This window comes from Aliamphritea ceti, assembly GCF_024347215.1.
Lineage (GTDB): Bacteria > Pseudomonadota > Gammaproteobacteria > Pseudomonadales > Balneatricaceae > Amphritea > Amphritea ceti.
Genome location: NZ_AP025282.1, coordinates 492,578 through 512,275 on the forward strand (window position 1 = coordinate 492,578; position 19,698 = coordinate 512,275).

Annotated in this window: 18 protein-coding genes; 7 read left to right on the plus strand and 11 right to left on the minus strand. The window is 44.0% G+C overall.

The window, feature by feature from the left end:
• Positions 1-50: 50 nt before the first annotated feature.
• From rfaQ to OCU49_RS02150, 3 genes are read left to right on the plus strand one after another with little or no spacing between them, the layout of a single operon-like run.
• Positions 51-1,124: a putative lipopolysaccharide heptosyltransferase III gene (gene rfaQ, locus OCU49_RS02140; RefSeq protein WP_261843386.1), complete on the plus strand. Its 1,074-nt coding sequence runs from the start codon at positions 51-53 to the stop codon at positions 1,122-1,124.
• The gene (locus OCU49_RS02145; protein WP_261843387.1) at positions 1,121-2,254 is read left to right on the plus strand and encodes a glycosyltransferase family 4 protein; all 1,134 of its coding nucleotides are present in this window, start codon (positions 1,121-1,123) and stop codon (positions 2,252-2,254) included. The genes rfaQ and OCU49_RS02145 overlap by 4 nt, the downstream gene beginning before the upstream one ends.
• A gap of 7 nt (positions 2,255-2,261) precedes the next feature.
• A complete protein-coding gene (locus OCU49_RS02150; protein ID WP_261843388.1) occupies positions 2,262-3,362 on the plus strand; it encodes a glycosyltransferase family 9 protein in 1,101 nt (366 codons plus the stop codon).
• Here OCU49_RS02150 and OCU49_RS02155 read toward each other — a convergent pair.
• The 4 genes from OCU49_RS02155 to OCU49_RS02170 form a co-directional block, all read right to left on the minus strand.
• Positions 3,341-4,498, minus strand: coding sequence for a glycosyltransferase (locus OCU49_RS02155; protein ID WP_261843389.1), 1,158 nt, complete (start codon positions 4,496-4,498; stop codon positions 3,341-3,343). The two genes, OCU49_RS02150 and OCU49_RS02155, sit on opposite strands and share 22 nt — an antisense overlap.
• Before the next feature lie 25 nt (positions 4,499-4,523).
• Positions 4,524-5,525 carry a glycosyltransferase family 9 protein gene (locus tag OCU49_RS02160; protein WP_261843390.1) on the minus strand — a complete coding sequence of 334 codons (1,002 nt, stop codon included), beginning with the start codon at positions 5,523-5,525 and terminating at the stop codon, positions 4,524-4,526.
• On the minus strand, positions 5,522-6,646 hold the full coding sequence (locus tag OCU49_RS02165) for an O-antigen ligase family protein (protein WP_261843391.1): 1,125 nt from the start codon (positions 6,644-6,646) through the stop codon (positions 5,522-5,524). Before OCU49_RS02165 ends, OCU49_RS02160 begins: the two co-directional genes overlap by 4 nt.
• Before the next feature lie 90 nt (positions 6,647-6,736).
• On the minus strand, positions 6,737-7,477 hold the full coding sequence (locus OCU49_RS02170; RefSeq protein WP_261843392.1) for a glycosyltransferase family 2 protein: 741 nt from the start codon (positions 7,475-7,477) through the stop codon (positions 6,737-6,739).
• Positions 7,478-7,731: 254 nt separating this feature from the next.
• On the opposite strand from OCU49_RS02170, the gene OCU49_RS02175 reads away from it, so the two are divergent.
• On the plus strand, positions 7,732-8,469 hold the full coding sequence (locus OCU49_RS02175) for a glycosyltransferase family 2 protein (RefSeq protein WP_261843393.1): 738 nt from the start codon (positions 7,732-7,734) through the stop codon (positions 8,467-8,469).
• Positions 8,470-8,488: 19 nt separating this feature from the next.
• Here OCU49_RS02175 and OCU49_RS02180 read toward each other — a convergent pair whose 3' ends face one another.
• Positions 8,489-9,418, minus strand: coding sequence for a lysophospholipid acyltransferase family protein (locus OCU49_RS02180; protein ID WP_261843394.1), 930 nt, complete (start codon positions 9,416-9,418; stop codon positions 8,489-8,491).
• 98 nt (positions 9,419-9,516) lie between these two features.
• Here OCU49_RS02180 and msbA point away from each other — a divergent pair, with 98 nt between their 5' ends.
• Positions 9,517-11,310 (plus strand): lipid A export permease/ATP-binding protein MsbA, encoded by a 1,794-nt coding sequence (gene msbA / locus OCU49_RS02185; RefSeq protein WP_261843395.1) that lies wholly within the window; start codon positions 9,517-9,519, stop codon positions 11,308-11,310.
• Positions 11,307-12,734 carry a bifunctional D-glycero-beta-D-manno-heptose-7-phosphate kinase/D-glycero-beta-D-manno-heptose 1-phosphate adenylyltransferase HldE gene (gene hldE, locus OCU49_RS02190; protein ID WP_261843396.1) on the plus strand — a complete coding sequence of 476 codons (1,428 nt, stop codon included), beginning with the start codon at positions 11,307-11,309 and terminating at the stop codon, positions 12,732-12,734. Before msbA ends, hldE begins: the two co-directional genes overlap by 4 nt.
• Here hldE and OCU49_RS02195 read toward each other — a convergent pair.
• The 3 genes from OCU49_RS02195 to OCU49_RS02205 are packed head-to-tail and all read right to left on the minus strand — an operon-like array spanning position 12,724 to position 15,553.
• The gene (locus OCU49_RS02195) at positions 12,724-13,536 is read right to left on the minus strand and encodes a hypothetical protein (RefSeq protein ID WP_261843397.1); all 813 of its coding nucleotides are present in this window, start codon (positions 13,534-13,536) and stop codon (positions 12,724-12,726) included. The genes hldE and OCU49_RS02195 overlap by 11 nt on opposite strands.
• Before the next feature lie 41 nt (positions 13,537-13,577).
• Positions 13,578-14,393: an aldo/keto reductase gene (locus OCU49_RS02200; RefSeq protein ID WP_261843398.1), complete on the minus strand. Its 816-nt coding sequence runs from the start codon at positions 14,391-14,393 to the stop codon at positions 13,578-13,580.
• A complete protein-coding gene (locus tag OCU49_RS02205) occupies positions 14,375-15,553 on the minus strand; it encodes an FAD-dependent oxidoreductase (protein ID WP_261843399.1) in 1,179 nt (392 codons plus the stop codon). The genes OCU49_RS02200 and OCU49_RS02205 overlap by 19 nt, the downstream gene beginning before the upstream one ends.
• Before the next feature lie 165 nt (positions 15,554-15,718).
• On the opposite strand from OCU49_RS02205, the gene waaA reads away from it, so the two are divergent.
• Positions 15,719-16,984 (plus strand): lipid IV(A) 3-deoxy-D-manno-octulosonic acid transferase, encoded by a 1,266-nt coding sequence (gene waaA, locus OCU49_RS02210; protein WP_261843400.1) that lies wholly within the window; start codon positions 15,719-15,721, stop codon positions 16,982-16,984.
• Between the two features lie 22 nt (positions 16,985-17,006).
• On the opposite strand, the gene OCU49_RS02215 is transcribed toward waaA, so the two are convergent.
• The 3 genes from OCU49_RS02215 to OCU49_RS02225 form a co-directional block, all read right to left on the minus strand.
• Complete coding sequence (locus OCU49_RS02215) at positions 17,007-17,570, minus strand: D-sedoheptulose-7-phosphate isomerase (RefSeq protein ID WP_261843401.1); 564 nt, start codon at positions 17,568-17,570, stop codon at positions 17,007-17,009.
• 12 nt (positions 17,571-17,582) lie between these two features.
• Positions 17,583-17,906: an iron donor protein CyaY gene (gene cyaY, locus OCU49_RS02220; protein ID WP_261843402.1), complete on the minus strand. Its 324-nt coding sequence runs from the start codon at positions 17,904-17,906 to the stop codon at positions 17,583-17,585.
• Positions 17,907-17,999: 93 nt separating this feature from the next.
• Positions 18,000-19,520: a diguanylate cyclase gene (locus OCU49_RS02225; protein ID WP_261843403.1), complete on the minus strand. Its 1,521-nt coding sequence runs from the start codon at positions 19,518-19,520 to the stop codon at positions 18,000-18,002.
• Positions 19,521-19,698 lie beyond the last annotated feature (178 nt).

Consider the following 19,698-nt stretch of genomic DNA (forward strand, 5'->3'; position numbering starts at 1 on the left):
AGTGTAGCCGTCAGATGAAAGCTAGTTCTTATCCAAACGGAATATGAAAAATGACTAGAATAGTCGATCTATCAAAGTGCCAGCGGGTACTGGTAACAAAGCTCAGACATCATGGTGATGTCTTACTCAGCTCACCGGTGTTTCAGGTATTAAAAAATCATTTTCCTCATTTAGAAGTTGATGCGCTGGTATATCAGGATACTGCTCCTATGTTAGCTGGGCATCCGGCTATTTCCGAAATGTTTTGCATCGATAAAGCCTGGAAAAAATGTGGTGTGATTGGCCATCTGAAAGCTGAGTTAGCTTTAATTGGGCAGTTGAAAGAACGTCAATATGATCTGGTTATTAATCTTACTGAAAATTGGCGCGGTGCCTGGTTAAGTCGTCTGCTTAAACCTCGCTATGCAGTTGTTCGTAAGTATTCATCGCGGGGAACTAAATTATGGAAGAACAGTTTTACTCATCATTATCCGTCCCCTGTTGGTAACCGGCGTCATACGGTAGATATGCATTTAGATGCATTGCGGCATATTGGTATACAGCCGTCCCTTGAAGAGGTTGCGTTAGTGCTGGCTGTTGACGATCTGGATAGGCAGAAGGTTATCGATAAATGGCCACGCTTTGAAGGATATAAAAAAGTTGTTTTGGTGCACCCAACTTCACGCTGGTTATTTAAATGCTGGCAAGTTGAAAAAGTAGCTGCAGTTATTGACTTTCTGGTTGCTGAAGGACATGAAGTAGTTGTTACAGCCGCACCGGTTGATAAAGAAATGCGTATGGTTGAAGACATCTTGCAGCTTACTAACGGTAAAGTGACGAATCTTGCGGGCAAACTGACGTTGAAACAATTAGCTGCTGCAATAGGTAATGCTGATTTATTTGTTGGCGTAGATTCGGTGCCTATGCATATAGCAGCAGCAATGCAAACACCTGCAGTTGCCTTGTTTGGCCCCAGTGGTGATATTGAGTGGGGCCCCTGGCGTAGCCCTGCCCGGGTGATTACAACAGACTTTTCTTGCCGGCCTTGTGGTTTGGATGGTTGTGGTGGCAGTAAGGTGAGTGACTGTCTTACCAGTATTAGTGTACAGCGTGTATGTGATGCTTCTCAGGAGTTACTTATATGACACGTTTGGCGATTATTCGACAGCGTTATCGGAGTGATGGCGGCGCTGAGAGGTTTGTGTCGCAAGCATTAATTGCATTGAGTGAAAATTCGCAGCTTGATGTTAATGTTATTACTCGCTCCTGGGAAGGAAAGCCTACGACGGAATACCAGGTTTTTAAATGTGACCCTAAAGTATCCAGTAGGATTAGTCGTGAAAAAGACTTTGCAACTTGTGCTCTGAATGTAATTGCTGAGGAAGGTTTCGATCTGGTGCAGTCTCACGAGAGAATACCTGGATGTGATATTTATCGGGCAGGAGATGGGGTTCATAAAGTATGGCTGGAGCAGCGCTGTCGCATTCTTAATCCTATTCAGCGTTTTTGGCAGGGGCTGAGTAAGTACCATAAATATGTTCTGAGCGCTGAGAGGGAAATGTTTAATCATCCTCAATTGAAAGCTGTGATTTGTAATTCAGATATGGTTAAAGCAGAAATTCTACAGTGCTTTAATGCACCGCCTGAACGTATTCATGTGATCCACAATGCTGTGGACAGTGAGCGTTTTTGTCCCGTTATCGATGCTGAAAAAAAACAACTCCGTAATGACTATAAGCTACCTGAAGAAGCAAATATTGCTATTTATGTCGGATCGGGGTTTCAGCGAAAAGGTCTTGACGCTGCTATAAGAGCTGTTGCCTTGTCGGGTAAATATCACTTGCTGGTCGTTGGTAAAGATAAAAAACAATCCCGTTATGAGGCTTTGTGTAAGATGTTAGGTATTGCCGATAAAGTACATTTTATTGGTGTGCAACAAGATACGTCGCCATTTTATAAACTTGCTGACGTGATGCTGCTACCAACGTTATACGATCCATTTCCTAATGTTATTCTTGAGGCCATGAGTAGTGGTTTGCCGGTTATTACATCCACAAAATGTGGTGGTGCTGAGTTTATTGAGAATGGCCGGGAAGGCTTTGTTACAGATGCTTTAGATACTGCAGGGATTAGTGAGGCTTTGCTAACATTGGATGATGTTGAATTACGTAAGAGTTGTGGTTTTCAGGCGCGTAAAAGAGTCGAAAAATATGATAATCGTTACTTGGCTGATCGATTGTCGGGGCTTTATCAACAGTTACTAATTTCGGCATGATTTTTATATGAGTCGATTATCTGCGCGTTTCTATACATTTGCCCGAGTGCTTTCCAGATTGCCAGGACACCTTCTGCGTAAGCAAGAAAACTCTCCTAAGCGAATTCTAATTGCACATTATTTGTTACTGGGGGATACCTTGATGCTTACGCCATTATTGGCGAAGCTGCGCGCTCAGTATCCTGATGCTGACATTTTTATGACAGGCCAAAAGGCGGCAGCGGCATTATATGCTGATAAACCTTACGGTGTGACGTATTTACCCTTTCATCCGAAAGATGCTAAGAGTATTCGGCGTTTAATTGCCGGCGGCCCATATGATTTGGCATTAGTTCCCGCTGATAATCGTTACAGTATTCTAGCGTACGCGATGGGTGCGAAGTGGATTGTGGCATTTAGTGAAGATAAACCCGGTTATAAAAGTTGGCTGGTAGACGAAGCCATTTCTTATCCAGATGCACCGGCACACTGGGCTGATATAAATACCTCGATGATCCCTGGTGACTATCCGGCTTCTTTTCAGGCATCAGACTGGTCTTTTTCTGTTGATTCTTTACCACATATACCTAAGTCTTTTTTTGTTTTTCATGTAGGGGCAAGCTCTGATTTAAAACTGTGGCCGGCAGAACGTTGGCGAAAGCTGGCTGACAAATATAAAGAGGCTGGATTTAGTATTGTCTGGAGTGGTGGTCCTGGAGAAGAAAATATCGTTGCTGAAATAGGCTGTCATGAAGATGAATATGATTTTTCAGGAAAATTAACGCTTATAGAGTTGTGTTGTTTATTGCAGCAGGCATCAGCAATGGTTTGTCCTGATACCGGAGTTGCACATTTAGGGCGTTTGGCAAACACACCAACGGTATGTTTGTTCGGCCCTGGTGCGCCGGAAGTGTTTGGTAACTGCAGGTTTTGGTCGCAAGGGAATTATATTGCTCTGCGCCGGCCTATTAGTTGCCGGGATCAGAATATGATGTTTAAGCGTAAAATTACCTGGCTACAGCGTTGTAATCGCAATGTGGACAGCTGTAGCCGGGCAGCGGAATGTATGAACATCATCACCATTGATGACGTAAGTCAGGCAATCAATCAGTTATTACCCGCTGATTGATTTTCATAATGGCGGATGTATTGCGATAGTGAGTTGTTGATAGAGAACTTTTCCAAATAAGCGTCGGTAATCTCAGGATAGCTTTCCAGAGCTTTACGGATATTTGTAGCCAGTCCTGCAACATCATCGGTAGGCGACAGAAAAGTAGAAAATTCATCAATCAGAATTTCGGAAGGGCCAGTTGGGCAATTTGTGCTGATAACTGGAGTACCTACTATTAATGACTCAATTAGTACTGTTGGCAGGCCCTCACTGTCTGAAGACATCACAAATAGGTCAGCACCTTTCACCCAGGCATAAGGATTGTTTTGAAAACCTGGTAAAATAACTTTATCTTCAATTCCCAGTTCTTTTATGAGTTCCATCATTTGCTTGTACCAGCGCTCATCTGATGCTGTGTATGTACCGCCTATTAAGACAAGCTTCTGGCTGATATTAGCTTTAGCATAAGCTTTTAGAAGTAAGTCCTGTCGCTTACGATTTTCAAACTTCGCAGCATAGATGATGTACGGTTCCTGAGGCTTTAGTGCAGGATCAATTGGTTCTGCAGCTTTGCTGCGAAGTAGGTCAAAGTCAAAAGGATTATAGATCGTTGTAAGAGACTTAGGTTTGACACCTACCTGGTTAACGAGCTCACCTTGCAAGGCATTAGAGACCGTTACTATATGGCGATTACTATAGATACTGCGGAACTTTTGGATCCAGCGAAATTGGCGAATAATTTTTTTGAGACCAGTTTTGTTGCCAACTTTTGTTTCAATATATTTCACCATTGAATTACGATAACGAATAAATACAGGATCAAGTTTTGCCATTTTGCTCAGGCGATCCATATCTTCAGCATTAGATGTAAAGAAGTTAAATTTCTTACCATCGGACTCGATTCTTGTTACCGTTGCTTGCAGCTTTTCAGATAAAAGTTGCTTGTTACGCCAGCGGCTTTCCGCAAGAACACCATTTTCGCTAAGGTGGTGTATTGTGAATGGTACATCGGAGGTTTGATGCTGTTGCTCGTTTTTGACCAGAATGATGTGAACGTCATGGCCCAGTTTTGCAAGTCCTCCAGCAAAGTTAAGTACTACCCGCTCTGCGCCACCGCCAATTAATGAATCTATCAGTAAACCAATTCTAAGCATGGGATCTTCCATTGAGCTTTATGTATTAAAAGTATTGAGAAATTGCGTCGAGTACTGTGTCAGTGCTGACGTCGGATAGCGGTTCGCGATAAATGAGTTGGTGCTCACCCCATGGTCGCCAATCAGGTGCTCCTGGATAGCCAAAGAATGCAATCACTGGGCGTTGGAGCCCGCTAGCCACGTGCATTGCTCCGCCGTCACTACAAACGACTAATTGCATCATAGAAAGACCTGCCATCAGCTCCCGTAGGTTTTCAGTGCGATAAGGGATGATGGGGTAGTTACTGTCGAGTAGAGCTAGTAATTCTTCTAGTTTTTCATCATCGCCAGGGTGTTTTGGATCGTTTTTAGACCCGGGGCTCCAGAAAATTGCGGCTGGAGATTTGTGCTTTTGTTGGTATTGATTGATTAAGTCTGCAAATTTCTGGCTAGACCACTGATTGCAGGTTTTTCTAGCGCTAATGTGAAAAGCCGCGATTTTATCTGTTTTAGAGTCTACATTATAAGTTGCTAAAAAGTTTTTAGCTTGAATTAATTCTGTTTCGCTGCATCGCAATTTAAGACTGGGTGCGTGTTTAATATCTAATCCGGCAATACGAATAGATTTTTCTACCTGATGCAATCCATCCAGTGTTGATGGTGCAATAGGAGAGGATATTTTTAAGTTAGCAGCATCGACACCAACTATTTGCCTTGCACCTGACTGTTTTGCAAGAGCAAGTCCATGTTTGTCGAGGGCTGGAGTTGCAAGGATAGCAAGGTCAATGGGCTCCCTGCGTAGGCGCCATAGCATTTTTAGACGCTCTGTATAGATACTTAAAAGACTTCTATTACCCCTGTGCTTTGCTTTAACATACGTGCAGATTTCGTCTAAATCATCATTTTGTTCAAGAACTGGGGCATTATAGCTACAGGCAAGTAAGCGAATAGTAGCCTTTGGATATTGTTTTCTGAGCATTGATATTAGCGGCGTTGTGCAGACTAAATCACCAATGTTGTCTCTGCGAACTACTAAAATATTCTTCATGTGCAGTGCTTGTCTTGAATTGATGTTTCTTTATTCTGGGTAATATTTGCTATTAATAATCCAATCAATATCCAAAAAATAATTATATTATTTCGAATGAAAAAGTCATCAGTCATGCTTTTTAGAAAAAATGCTGTCGTAATGCTGATGCCAATAATTCCAGCGTGTATTGTTTCAGTGTTTTTTGTTGCTTGGTAAAATCGTTTGCATGGGATTAAATATAATAATAGGAAGAAGAAAATTCCTATAAAACCAATTTGAAGGGTTTTATTTAATATTACATTGTGTGCATGCATTTTATATGCTGGCTCGAAGCTTTTTGGCATTTTCTCTTTTAATGCAATGCTGGGGACTTCATAACCAAAACCTAGTCCTTTTAATGGAGAGGTAAATGTCGACTTTATATAGAAAGGCCATATTAATTCTACTCTCGGATCGTTTTTGATCGCGGTGATACTATTGTTAATAGAAAAGTTATTGTCGTTTCTGATGTTTATTGATAGTGCGCTACCTAGTAACATTAGCATTATTAAGAGGCAGCTTAGTATTTTGCTTTTTTTATAAGTTTTTAAAGTAATGGTCATGCTAATAATTATTGCTATAATGATCATCGCCATGCGGTTTTGAATTAGATAGGCCGTATACAAGCTAAGAACTATGAGTATGATGTTACATGCTTTTAACAGCACATGCTGCGGGATAAAGAACAAAGAGTAAAGTAAAATTGTTAAGGATATAGTTATAAGCGTAGATGTATCCCCTACTAGTTGGTAGTACTGGGTTAATGGAGGGTAAAAGCTGAGTTTGAAATTTATTGCAAGAAGTAATGCCAGTATGTAGCCTGTAAATAAACTTATGATGATCGCTGCTCGAGTTCTTTTGTTTATATATAAAATAGGTATTATTAAAAAAGTTAAAAAGGGGTAAATTAATTCTTTTTTTATGGATGACAAAGAACGCTCTATATCAGCAGACCAAAATGTGGAAAGTAGAGCGATTATAATAAATGCTATCCAAATTGAAGTTTCAGATTTAAATTTAAAGATGTTTTTATATTTGTTTACATTGATTACTAATAATAAAGCTAGAGATGAAATTGACGCTCCTTGCGTATCACGCATGAATAAGGTGATTGTAAATATACTGCAAAAAAATATATTTAAATATAGTAATACAGTTGTTTTTATATTTCTTTTGGTTATGTGCATTTTTTATTTAAGGGCTCTGACTTTTGCGTATTTTATAAATGAATTAAAGCAACCAATGCAAATATGAACCAGTCCTGGAACGCCATCCCTAAATCCTTGGCGAACTAAATAAAACTTAATAAACCTTATAAGTGGGCTCATGATAAGCTTAGTACTGCTTATGTTTTTATTATTCTTGGTTAAAATGTCGGCTTGAATGCTTGTATATTTATTTTGCTTTTCAATATACTGGTGTAAGGTTTCTTGAGAGTAATGCAATATATCATTTTGTAATGATTTGATAGGAGCGTTACATATTACCTTCTCATGTACGGAGTCTTCGCTCCAAAAAGCTTGTTGACGATCAAATAATCGTAAGCTCATGTCGGGATAACCCTCGCCATGGCGAAGCCAGCGGCCCATAAAGCGATTGCAGCGAGGCATTTGGCATGCTGCTGCATTGGGTTCCTGCATGAAATCTTGAATTTCTTTGGCTAATTCGGGGCTGATTCGTTCATCTGCATCCAGGCATAATACCCAGTTATTTGTTGCCTGTTCGACAGCGAACTGTTTTTGTTGTCCGTAACCAAGCCAGCTTTGATTGATGACTTTTGCTCCAAGTTTGAAGGCTAGCTCGGTCGTCGTGTCTGTGCTGCCAGAGTCGACAACGATAATCTCATCACAAAAGGATAGTGAAGAGATACAGTCTGCAATATTATTGGCTTCGTTAAGGGTAATGATGACCGCTGAAAGATATGTGGCCAAAGCCGACTCCAGTATGAGTATCTAGGCTTTTCAGTTTCATGCCTAGCTTGGCGCGCCTGAAAATCAAACCCAGGATTGTACATTAAAGTCGTGTTGCATCCCAGATTTGTGCTGAGATATATCAAGCTTACTGAGTTTACGATGTAATGATGATTGGTGAGAAGTGATAGATGTACAGAACAAGCGGAGTTGCTAAAATAGCACGTTGTTTTGTAGGTCTTTATTGGATCTATAGTTAGGGCTTTTGAGTATTTATGAAACTATCAGTATGTATTTTGACGTTCAATAGTGACCAGACGCTCGGGCAGTTGCTGGCTCAGGTAATGAAGCTTGAGCAGGAAGTAATCGTTGTTGATTCTGGTAGTTCAGATAAAACGCTTGAAATTCTTGCAGGCTACGAAGATCGTATACATGTGTCTTGCCGTCCCTATAAATGTCATTCTGATCAGATGAATCATGCAACTTCTCTGGCAAGTAATGACTGGGTGTTATGTCTGGATAGCGATGAGTTGCCGAGCGATAGTTTTATCAAAGCTGTACAAAACATAATTGAAGATCCTGGCCAGTACCCGAGGGGCCGGGTTGGACGTATTCGCCGTAACTGGTTTGTTTTGGGGAAGAAAGTGCATGCGATGTACCCCTGTTCAAGCCCTGATTTCGTAGTGCGTTTATATGATCGAACTATCTGTCGCTTTAACGATAGTGTTGTAGATGACAAAGTCATTGGCTTTGATGAAGATTTTGTTATTGAAGGTTGGGTAGATCATCATACTTTTGAAACTGAGGCTGCAATGGCGCGTAAATTGGACGCTTATGTACGGCGAGTGAAGGCGAATGGAAATGAACGGAGGTCGTGGCTGAAGGCAGCAGGAAGTGCGACAGCTGCTTTCTGGAAATGGTATTTCGTGAAAAAAGCATTTCTGGATGGTGGTGTTGGTTTAAAAACAGCTAAATATGCTGCACGGTATTCATTTCTAAAATACCGTGCCTGATTGTCTCTGTCATTGATGGTTAGCAGTTGTTAGCTTTATACAGTTTCTGATTACCGTCAGGCTGTGTCTTGAAGCGTTTATGTACCCACATATATTGGGAAGGCGCTCTGCGTACGCAGGATTCTATTGCGTAATTAATTATTGCAGCATCCTTGGTCTCATCTCCAGATGGAAAGTTTTCGACGGTTTTGACTTCCAGTGTATAGCCGCTGTTGTCAGCGTTCCGCTGACAGCAGAGTAAAACTAAAGGTGAGCCGTTTAGCTTAGCCATCTTGCTGGTAGCTGTAATTGTACAGGCGGTCTGACCAAAATAAGGGACGAAAACTGAGCCTTTTGCGCCCAGGTCCTGGTCCGGGGCATACCAGATACAATTGTTTTTTCGCATGTGTCGTAGCATTTGGCGGGTTTTATCACGATCCAGTGGTTCGCTAAAGCGGCTGCGGTGCCTGCAAAAAAACCAGTCCATCAATGGATTGTTGTGGCGGCGATACAGAGTGCTGACGGGAACGTCATAGAATGAAAACAGTAAGCCACATAGGTCAATCATAGAATAGTGGCCACCCATCAAAATGACGCCATTACCTGCTTCACGGGCAGTGTGTAATATTTCAGCGCCTTTCAGGGTGGTTATGCTGCGAAAGAAGTTTTTATTGCCCCAGTAAGCCCAGGTCATCTCTACCAGGCCGCGGCCATTATTATGGAAGACTTCTTTGACCATTGCTTGCTGCTGTTTAGGCTCAAGCTCTGGAAAGCACAGACGGATATTTACTTCTGTAACCCGGCGTCGTTTCGGCATTGAGAAATAAAGTAGATTACCGAGTTGTTTTCCGAACCACAGGCCTGATTTGAATGGCAGAAAAGCCATAAATCTGAGTAGCGCTAATCCTAACCAGATAATCCAGTATCGAGGTGCTAAAAAATCCTGCCAATGCGCGTCTTTATTGCCCACAAGTTATCCAGATGTTGTAAAATCGCTCATTATAAAGTTCAGCGTTGGCGAACACTAGCGCCATCGTCTTTTCGTGACTATCCAGAGTTATATGCATTTTGAAGAAAGAAAGCAGCTTAGATACCTATTTTCGCCTGTTGGCTTACTTAAAGCCTCATTGGCCCGCTTTTGCTTTAAGCGTTGTTGGCTTTTTTATTTTTGCAGGCAGTCAGACGGCTTCTGCTAAATGGTTGGAAATGTTCGTTGATTCCATTGAAAAAGGTCAATATGACAACCGTACCTTGTTGGCATTAGGGATTATCAGTATTTTCTTTGTCCGTGGTGTTGGTACGTTTTTAGGTAATTACGGAATATCTTATGTGGCCCGCTTTGTTGTGCATTATTTACGGATAGATTTATTTGACCGGTTAATGGTTTTACCCAGTGAATTTTATCATAAGCATTCGTCCAGCGAGCTGTTAGCTCGTTTGACATACAATGTAGAGCAGGTGACCGGAGCTGCAACCGATGCGTTGAAAGTAGCTATTCGTGAAGGTCTGACGGTAGTTGGACTGTTTGGCTATATGTTGTATCTGAACTGGAAGCTGACATTGCTATTTCTGGTAATAGGGCCTGTCGTTGGGGCTGTAGTCGCTTTTGCTTCAAAGCGAATGAGGCGGATAAGTAAGAATGTTCAGGGCACTGTCGGAGATATTACTGCTTCTGCAGCTGAGGCGATTAAAGGCTTTCAGGTCGTCAGAGTATTCGGTGGAATAGAGTCGGAAACAAAACGTTTTGAGCAGGCCAGTCAACGTAACCGTCAGCAATATATGAAGATGGTCGTAACTCAGTCGATTACAACACCTATCGTTCAAATGCTGGTTGCTGGTGTTATTGCTGTACTGACTTTTTTGGCAATGGAGCCCAGCTTGGTACAACAAATGTCGACAGGTGAGTTCATAGCTTTCATTTCGGCAGCATCCCTGATGGCAAAGCCTATTCGCCAGTTGACTGAAATTAATGCGACAATTCAGAAAGGACTGGCAGCAGCGCAAAGTCTGTTTGAAATAATTGATACCGATGCTGAGCGGGATGTTGGCACAGAATCTGTTTCACGTATACGGGGGCAGTTAACGTTTAAAGATTTAAGTTTCCGTTACCCTCAGGCTGAGAAACTAACACTACGTAATATATCTATGAATGTTCAGCCGGGCGAAACGGTTGCTTTAGTGGGTAAATCCGGTAGCGGAAAAACGTCATTAGCAAACCTGTTACCACGTTTTTATGATCACTTGGATGGTGAACTGCTAATAGATGGAATGCCTATAGAGTGTATTGGTCTGCTTGATCTGCGACGACAAATTGCGTTGGTGAATCAGCAGGTTGTACTGTTTGATGGCACGATTGCTGAAAATATAGCCTACGGAGCCTTGGCGCAAGCTTCTGAGGATGCTGTTTTGGCAGCCGCCGAAGCTGCACATGTGATGGAGTTTGTTAGACATTTGCCTGATGGCTTAGAAACGGTTGTCGGTGAAAATGGCATGCTGCTATCTGGTGGTCAGCGACAGCGTATTGCGATTGCCAGAGCAATTCTTAAAGATGCTCCCATCTTGATTTTAGACGAAGCAACATCCGCACTTGATACTCAGTCAGAGCGGCATATTCAGGACGCTCTGGAGAATGTCATGCGGGGCAGGACAACTCTGGTCATTGCGCATCGTTTATCCACTATTGAGACGGCTGACCGGATTTTAGTTATGGATGATGGTCAGATTATTGAGCAGGGCTCTCATCGGGAACTGTTGGCGCAGCAAGGAGTCTATGCGGGATTACATCGTTTGCAGTTTAGTGAGCAGCAATCAATTGCGATAGAAAGCCATTCTGAGCAGATTACACAGGAAAAAGATTCATGAAATTTGTAATGCCACGTTTTGATAAGGCACAGGTATTAGTTATTGGTGATCTGATGCTGGATAGATACTGGCATGGACCTACGTCACGGATTTCTCCTGAAGCACCTGTACCAGTTGTAAAAGTAGAACAAAGAGAAGACAGGCCAGGTGGTGCAGCCAACGTCGCACTGAATATTTCTGCTTTAGGTGCTGGTGTATCACTTATTGGTTTGGTTGGCGAAGATGAAGCTGGCAGCGCTTTGGAAACTCAGTTAGCGTCTGCCCGAGTTAACTGTCAGTTCTGTACCAGCAATGATGAACCAACCATTACCAAGCTAAGGGTAATGAGTCGCCACCAACAATTGATTCGCCTGGATTTTGAAGAGCGTTTTGCGGCTGATTACAGTGCTGATTTACAGCAGCAGGCTGAGGCATTATTACCTAATGTTGGTGTGATGATTCTGTCTGATTATGACAAAGGCACGCTGAGTGATCCGCAGGCTTTGATTGCTCAGGCCCGTATGGCTGGTGTGCCGGTATTGGTCGATCCTAAAGGCAGCAATTTTGAACGTTATCGTGGTGCAACTTTATTGACGCCTAATCTAAGCGAGTTTGAAGGGGTAGTTGGTGTCTGTCAGTCTGAGCAGGAATTAGTGGCTAAGGCTCAGCAGTTAATTGAACAGCTGGAACTAGAAGCTCTTTTAGTCACCCGAAGCGAGCAGGGTATGACACTGATCCGTGCTGATCAGAATGAAGTGCACTTTCCGGCGCGTGCCCGTGAAGTATTTGATGTGACTGGCGCCGGAGATACGGTAATTTCAACGTTGGCCAGTGCTTTGGCTGCCGGTGAGCCGCTTGATGCTGCTACCGGTTTAGCGAATATAGCCGCAAGTATTGTGGTTGGTAAGCTGGGTACTGCTGCTATCAGCGCCCCTGAATTGCGGCGGACAGTAAACCGGGAGCTGGGAGCTGAACGGGGTGTCGTGAGCGATGAACAGTTGTTAATTGCTTTAGATGATGCTCGCGCCAGTGGTGAAAAGATTGTTTTTACCAATGGTTGTTTTGATATTTTACATGCTGGCCATGTGGGCTATTTGAAGCATGCCCGGGCGCAAGGTGATCGTTTGGTGCTTGCTATTAATGATGACGAATCAGTCAAGCGTCTGAAAGGTGAGGGGCGGCCTATTAATCCTGTAGAACGTCGTAAAACTGTACTGGCAGGACTTGAGGCGGTCGACTGGGTTGTTAGCTTTAATGAAGATACACCTGAGCGCCTATTAGAACAAGTACGTCCTGATGTGCTTGTGAAAGGTGGCGATTACGGTATTGAAGGTGTTGTTGGCGGTGAATTTGTTAGCAGCTATGGCGGTGAAGTCAAAGTACTATCATTCCTGGATAACTGTTCTACGACGGCTATTGTAGAAAAAATTCAGTCTAAAGACTGACGTCTTTGCATTGTCTGGCAAAAACTTCACTTAAACGTGTGTTGGCGGGAGTGGGGTGTCGCTGATAGCTCCCGTCAGTGTACTTGCCCAGTTCATGGATCTGCTGGTTATGCAATTTAGCCAGCCAGAGTTCATCATTTAAAACGACATCTAGCTGTTTAGTTGTCTGGTTAAATTCTTCTTCTGCATGTAATAGTGATAAATGTGTTTTCGGTATTCGGGTAATTTCTAAAGGATACACCAGTTGTGCTGAGCAAGTATGGCTGTGGATATAGAGCATAGGGTTGCCGGGAAGCCGTTGTTTATTCATGTAAATATTAGTTTGTGGCAGGTGTAGTGGATTCCAGGGGCTGCTCCGCAATTCTAGTGATACTTCGTCGCAGTAATTCAGTTCACTATAAGGCGGTGCCAGTAAGTCGTTATTGAGACGGCAGCGGGCGAAAACCGGGCTATTTTCAAGTAAACACTCTTCTGCTATTTCCTGTGCCAGTGTCAGGTAAGGATTATGCAATTGTTCTTCAGGTATATATCCCGATGGAAGCTTTAGTTGCCAGTGGTCGTCTTTAAATTGTCGAACTAGAATTAGATAGTCGGTATCTTGATGTTTGAGGTGTAATTGTGCAGAAACACCCAGGTTTGCATAGGTGCCGGGGATTGTGCTGTCACAGTGCTTACGACGTGCCTGCAGAGTTTGAAAATTGATGAGCTCGCCGTATGGCGTTATGTTAATACCCTGAAGATAAGGGCTCAGTTTTATTGAACGGGTATGAAAGAGCCGGGGATCTTTGTGAGTAATGATCATAGCTGGCTCTCCTGAGTATCTAAAATGCGTCAGTCAGATATTTATACCATGGTTTCTATCGCACGCTTGACGGCCGCAACATTTTTTTGCAAATGATCCGGGTTGATTGTACCTACTATGGCGCTGTGAACACCTGGATGTCGAAATATGAAGTTGAAGCTTGCTAGTACAGGGTCTTCGCCTTCGTTTAGGCACAAGTGTCCAGAGGCAAGAGCTTTTTTGATCAGAATCCCTTTGTGATGTTGATGCGCATAGTCCAGTACAGCGGCTTCTTCGGGTTGGTTCAGGTTGTAAGTCACCATGGCGCAGTCTGAGCGTTTCAGGGTTTCAATGCCCCCTTCAACGGTTTTTCCTGACATGCCGCCTGCGCGAATTTTACCTTCGGCTTTCAAATCGTTCAGAACGTCCAGTGCTCCAAATTCATTGATGATTTGCATATCGTTACCATCGGAATGAATCAGAACAATATCTATATAGTCTGTTTCCAAACGGCGTAAGCTGCGTTCGACACTGCTGCGGATGTGCTCAGGTGTGAAAATATATGAGGACTCACCGGTGGCAGAATCAAATTCTTCGCCAGCTTTACTGCAGATCACCCATTTCGCTCGCTGTCCGCGAAGTAATGGGCCGAGTCGTGTTTCGCTGTTGCCGTATGCAGGGGCAGTATCAATCAGGTTAATACCCAGGTCCTGACATAGTGCTAGCAGCTCGGAAACCTGATGGTCATCAGGAATCTTGAAACCATTAGGGTATTTAACGCCCTGGTCCCGGCCAATTTTCACAGTGCCTAAACCAACAGGGCTAATCTGGATATCAGTACCGGCCAGTGTGGTTTTAATCAAAATAAAGTCTCCCATACAGGTTCTGCCACCTGTGCGCCAGGCAGCTGTATATCAGTACTGGCAGTGATGGGTTTGACGCCTTGCTCATCCAGTAATTTGAGGATTTGATCGCTCATATCCGGTGCCAGAGCCAGTTTTGTAGGCCAGCCAATGATGCCGTTATTTACTGCTTGTGCGAAGGCGCTGTCAGGTCGAGTAAGAGCTGACTGTTTTGGTTCTGCGCGATCGATGCGCAAGGTTGCCCAACGGGCATTAGGTAATTCAATCCAGGGAAGTAAATCCTGTAGCAGTTTTTTTGCATGAATGATCTGTTCTTCAGCAGAGCGTTGAACGCCTGTCTCAGCTAAGTCGCCACCAAGATACCAGGCCTGTTCGCCATTGGTGGTTGGATGACTTGTAATCGTTACCAGTGGTTTGCTGCCAGCACCTATACAATGGGCAAAAACGGGTAAGTTAGCGCTATGCCTGACGACAACCATGTGTAATGGGCGACGTTGCATTTCTGGTTGAGGAATTTTCCATTGTTGCAAAAGTTGTTCGCTGCCTTCTCCTGCCGTCAGAATATAGCGTTGTGCCGTTAGACGTAATTTCTTGTCAGGCAGCTCTATCGCTTCTACTTCGCCGTTGTGACTGATAATTCTTAAGTCATCTCTAGAGACTTTAAATACCCGTTTAGCGTATGGCTTGCTGAGTGCACTGATAACGCTGGGTACATTGAGCACCAATTCGTTTAGTTTATAGAGGCTGCCGCGAAATTTTTTGTGTTGAAAGACTTCAGGCCGATCCTCAGGACTAATGTCATCAACCCTGCCTTTCAGTGCTTTACTGGCAAAGAAGGTAGTCATTTTTGAAGCTAAAGAGCCTTTAGACCAGAGGTAGTGAGCTTTAGATAGAATCTCAGCCTGACTCAGGTCTATTTCGCCATTACCCTGAAGGCATTGGTGCCAGCGCTTTGGCATGTCAGCAATGGCATTTGCGGCCTGGGTCAGTGCTCCGTTGAGCGCATATTTCGTGCCGCCATGAATAATACCCTGAGAGCGAATGCTTTGGCCTCCGCCGAGCTCATCCGATTCCAGCAAAATAACGTTATAGCCTTGCTGTTGCAGGCGGTTTAATAACCAGAGGCCGGCGATACCGCCGCCAAGAATGATCAGGTCTGAGTTTATGGTCTGCATGATACCGCTTAATTAAAGTCTGTTATGGCTGTGATTATATCTGCTTTTTAGTAGCTGAAGGTAGATAAGCGTAGTTGGAGTACGCTGTTTAATTCTTTCGGGGCTGCTAGAATCAGACCTCTTTTTTTAACTTCAGTTGCATCTGGGTGAGGCCTGTCCGAGTTTATGTTCCGTATTTTATATAGTCTGATCCTTTACCTGCTTACGCCGGTTATTCTGTTGCGTCTTTGGCGTCGGGGACGTCAGGCGCCTGCATACAGGCAGCGCTGGGCTGAACGTTTCGGTTTTTATTCGAAAGAGACTATTGTTCCCGAAGCACCTTTATGGATTCACAGTGTGTCAGTGGGTGAAACCATCGCAATAGCGCCTTTTGTGGAACACCTGTTATCTGAGTATCCTCACACTCCTGTTTTGATGACGACGATGACACCAACTGGCAGTGAAAGAGTTGTTTCTATGTTTGGTGATCGTGTTACACACGTTTATTGTCCTTATGATTTGCCGGATACGCTGCGACGCTTTCATCGTTTTTTTAAACCGCGGGCCTGTGTGATAGTGGAAACAGAGCTCTGGCCTAATCTGATTCATAGCTGCGCAAACAATAATGTGCCTGTTTTAGTCGCTAATGCACGTTTGTCTGCTCGGTCAGCCAGAGGCTATCAACGCTTTAGTTGGTTAACCCGGCCAATGCTGGAGGCAGTGACGACCATTGCCGCTCAGAACCCGGTCGACGGTGAGCGTTTTATATCTCTTGGTTTGGCAAAAGATAAGTTAAAAATAACAGGAAGTATTAAGTTTGATATTGAACTTGATCAGGACAAACTCTCTTTAGGAGAGAGGTTGCGTTTGCAGTGGGGTGAGCAACGACCTGTATGGGTAGCCGCCAGTACCCATGATGATGAGCACCGTCAGATTCTTGCCATACATAAGGCATTGTTGGAACAGTTTCCGACCTTAGTGCTTGTTTTGGTTCCCCGTCATCCTGAGCAGTTTTCAATTGCTGGTGATTTAGCGAAGGAAACTGGTCTAAAAGTTTGCCGGCGCAGTACTGGTGAAGAAACAGATACTGGCACTCAGGTATTTATAGGCGACACCCTTGGCGAGATGTTGGGGTTTTGCGCTGCGGCGGATATTGTCTTTGTTGGTGGAAGTCTGATTGAGCGTGGTGGCCATAATCCACTGGAGCCGGCACTGCTGTCACGCCCTGTTTTGGTAGGCCCTTACTATTTTAACTTTCAACAGATCACTGATCAGTTAGAAGCTGCCGGTGCACTGGACGTACTGCCCGATGAAACTGCATTGCAGAAACGATTATCTGAACTGTTGAGTGACTTACCGCAGGCTCAGGAAATGGGTGCTAATGGTAAAGCGTATCTGGATGAAAATCGTGGTGCGTTAGCACGTTTGTTAGCGCTGGTTACTGCTCTGTAGTATTCCAGCGCTGATGACGGAATCAGATCTGTGTGCTGACTCTATCCATCTCTTCGCATAGCCAGTGGCCGACAAAAATATGTACTTCCTGGACGCGTGCTGTTTCATCACATGGTACGCAGAGGCAGTGATCGGCGATATCTTTTAATTTACCGCCGCTGGAGCCTGTCCAGGCCCAGCAGGTAGCGCCGATTGTTTTAGCGGCTTTAATTGCATCTATAATATTGGCGCTGTTACCGGAAGTAGATATGCCAATTACAAGATCTTTTGGCTGGCATAACGCCTGCATTTGCCGGGTAAAGACAGTGCTGAAATCGTAGTCGTTAGCGTGAGCTGTCAAAATAGATGTATCTGTCGTGAGTGCGATTGCTGCCAGAGGCTGTCGTTCAGCCTTGTAACGCACGACAAACTCTGCCGCGAGGTGCTGGCTGTCAGCGGCACTGCCACCGTTACCCATGAAAATTAGCTTGCCGCCAGCTTCAAACGTTTCGGCAATTTGTTCTGCCAGCTGTTCTGTAGTGGCCTGGATACTATCCAGCTTGTTAAAAACTTCCTGGTGACGTTGCAGAGCATTGCTGAAAGACATGTTTAGTTCCGTTCAAATATCAAATTCAAAAGTTTCGCCAGCCTGTTCAGCGAACACAGTGTTAAGGACTGCTTGCAGAGTTTCACCATCGCTGTCACGAATCCAGGTCTGCTTCTCTTCAGCATAGTCGAAATGGAAACCGCCGCTGCGGGCTGCCAGCCATAACTGTGTTACTGGTGTCTGGCGGGTAAAAATAACCTGCGACTGATTTTCGCAGATAACCGTTAAAACTCCACCGTTATTGACATAGTCCATATCGGTACTGGCGTCATCCAAAGCTTCTTCAATAGCAATAAAAGTATCGTCGACGCGCTGATTAAATTCGGATTCATTCATAGTGGGTATCTGCCTGGCATTTTTACGTGGGGCGATTATATACAGATGCACTGTTGAGAGCGATTATTATTCCATTAGTTCCATTGAGGGGGCTTAACTCTGTTCGACCGCTAAGTAGCGATTTCTACCCTCACTTTTGGCTGTTAATAGTTGTTCATCTGCTAGCTGAACCAGTTCATAAGGGGACTGAGCATGAGTATTGGCGGATGTTGCAATACCGATACTGACGGTAATGTTTTGAATGTTGTCATCGCCCTTGTGAGGGTTTTCATCGTTCAGCAGTTTTTGAAGGTTTTCAGCAACTTGACTCGCACCCTGTATGTGGGTCTCTGGAAGTAGTAGAACAAATTCTTCACCGCCATAACGGAAAGCCATATCTGCCGGGCGGTTGATGGACTTTGCAATGAGTTTTGATGTTTCCCGCAAACAGTTATCACCAGCCAGGTGCCCATGTTTATCGTTGTAGCTTTTGAAATAATCAATATCGATGATAAGTATCGATAAAGGGCGTTTAGCGCGGGTTACGCGTAGCCATTCCAGCTCCAAAAAGTGTTCAAATTCGCGGCGATTATAAAGTTGCGTCAGATGATCTCTGTTTGATAGCTGCTGATACTGATCGGCAAGTTGCTTGAGGGTTATCAAGCGTCGTGCTTTAGCTGTAAATACTTCATGCTGTAATTCAGGATGCAGATACTCGCTATAATTTAGCTGGTAGCTGAGAATTTCACGACAAGGCGCATATTCGGTATCGAGAAAAATAACTGATAGTTGTTGTAAGTTACGTTGCTGAATCAGCTCAAGACAGCTCTTGTTGTCTATCTGGTCGGGTGTGCCGGTAAATAATGCTAAGTCGAGGTTTTCCGGGCCGTTCAAATGATCTGCTAATTGTTGATAACTGCTCAGAACACGAATGTCGTATTCATTTCGTAGTGGTTCAATAAAGTGCCAGTGCAAGGTAAGGGAACCCAGTAAAGCAATAATTGGCCGGGGCTTGAAGCTACAGCTGGCAACTTCGCAGGAGTGCGTTTTTTTATTACCGCTGAGGTAGGCGAGAATTTCTGTAATGCTGGATAACCCCAGCATGGCTGGACTTTTATGGTGCTGTAATATTGGTATTCGTCGCTGATAAGCAGGTTTTTCCCAGCCAGTTTGCCAATCTCTCAGTAAAGCTTCGCGCTGTTCCAGATTATAGTTTTGCAACTGGCTGGATATAATCCCGCACTCAGTGAGAATTTCCAGTAAGACTGCTTCCTGTGCAATGTCTCTTCCCTGTTGCCACAGTGTGCGATAAACCGCTAGCCGGAATTCGGCCACTTTTTCAGGCTGTAAAAGTTCCAGGCTGGCTACAAGCTGGTTAGCGCGACGGGTGTTTGAGCGTATAGGAGGGAGTGCGATATGTATCTCAGGCGCACGGTGGCGGACCGTTGCAACTTCGCTGGCCAGTTCTACCTGTTCTTCCAGAGTGAATTCATGAATCTGAGCGTAAGGCGCGTGTTCTATTAACCGCCACTGGACGTTGTCTAACCATTCATGTTCAGCAAGGTGTTCGTGTAAGGCGTAGCAAAACGGACAGTTAAAGTCACCGTAAACGGTATTGTTACCAGGATATGTCATAAAGTCTGTTTCCGTTACTACTATTGCGATACAGCTTAATCTTAGGGTGTGGAAGTTGTGTGCTGCAAGCTTGTAGACGAGATTCATGCAGGATATGCCTGAAATTTGCTGTCTTAGTGCAGCTATCTGGTACTTTTCTTGTGAGGCTGTAGGTATAATCGTGCGTTATTTGTGCGCA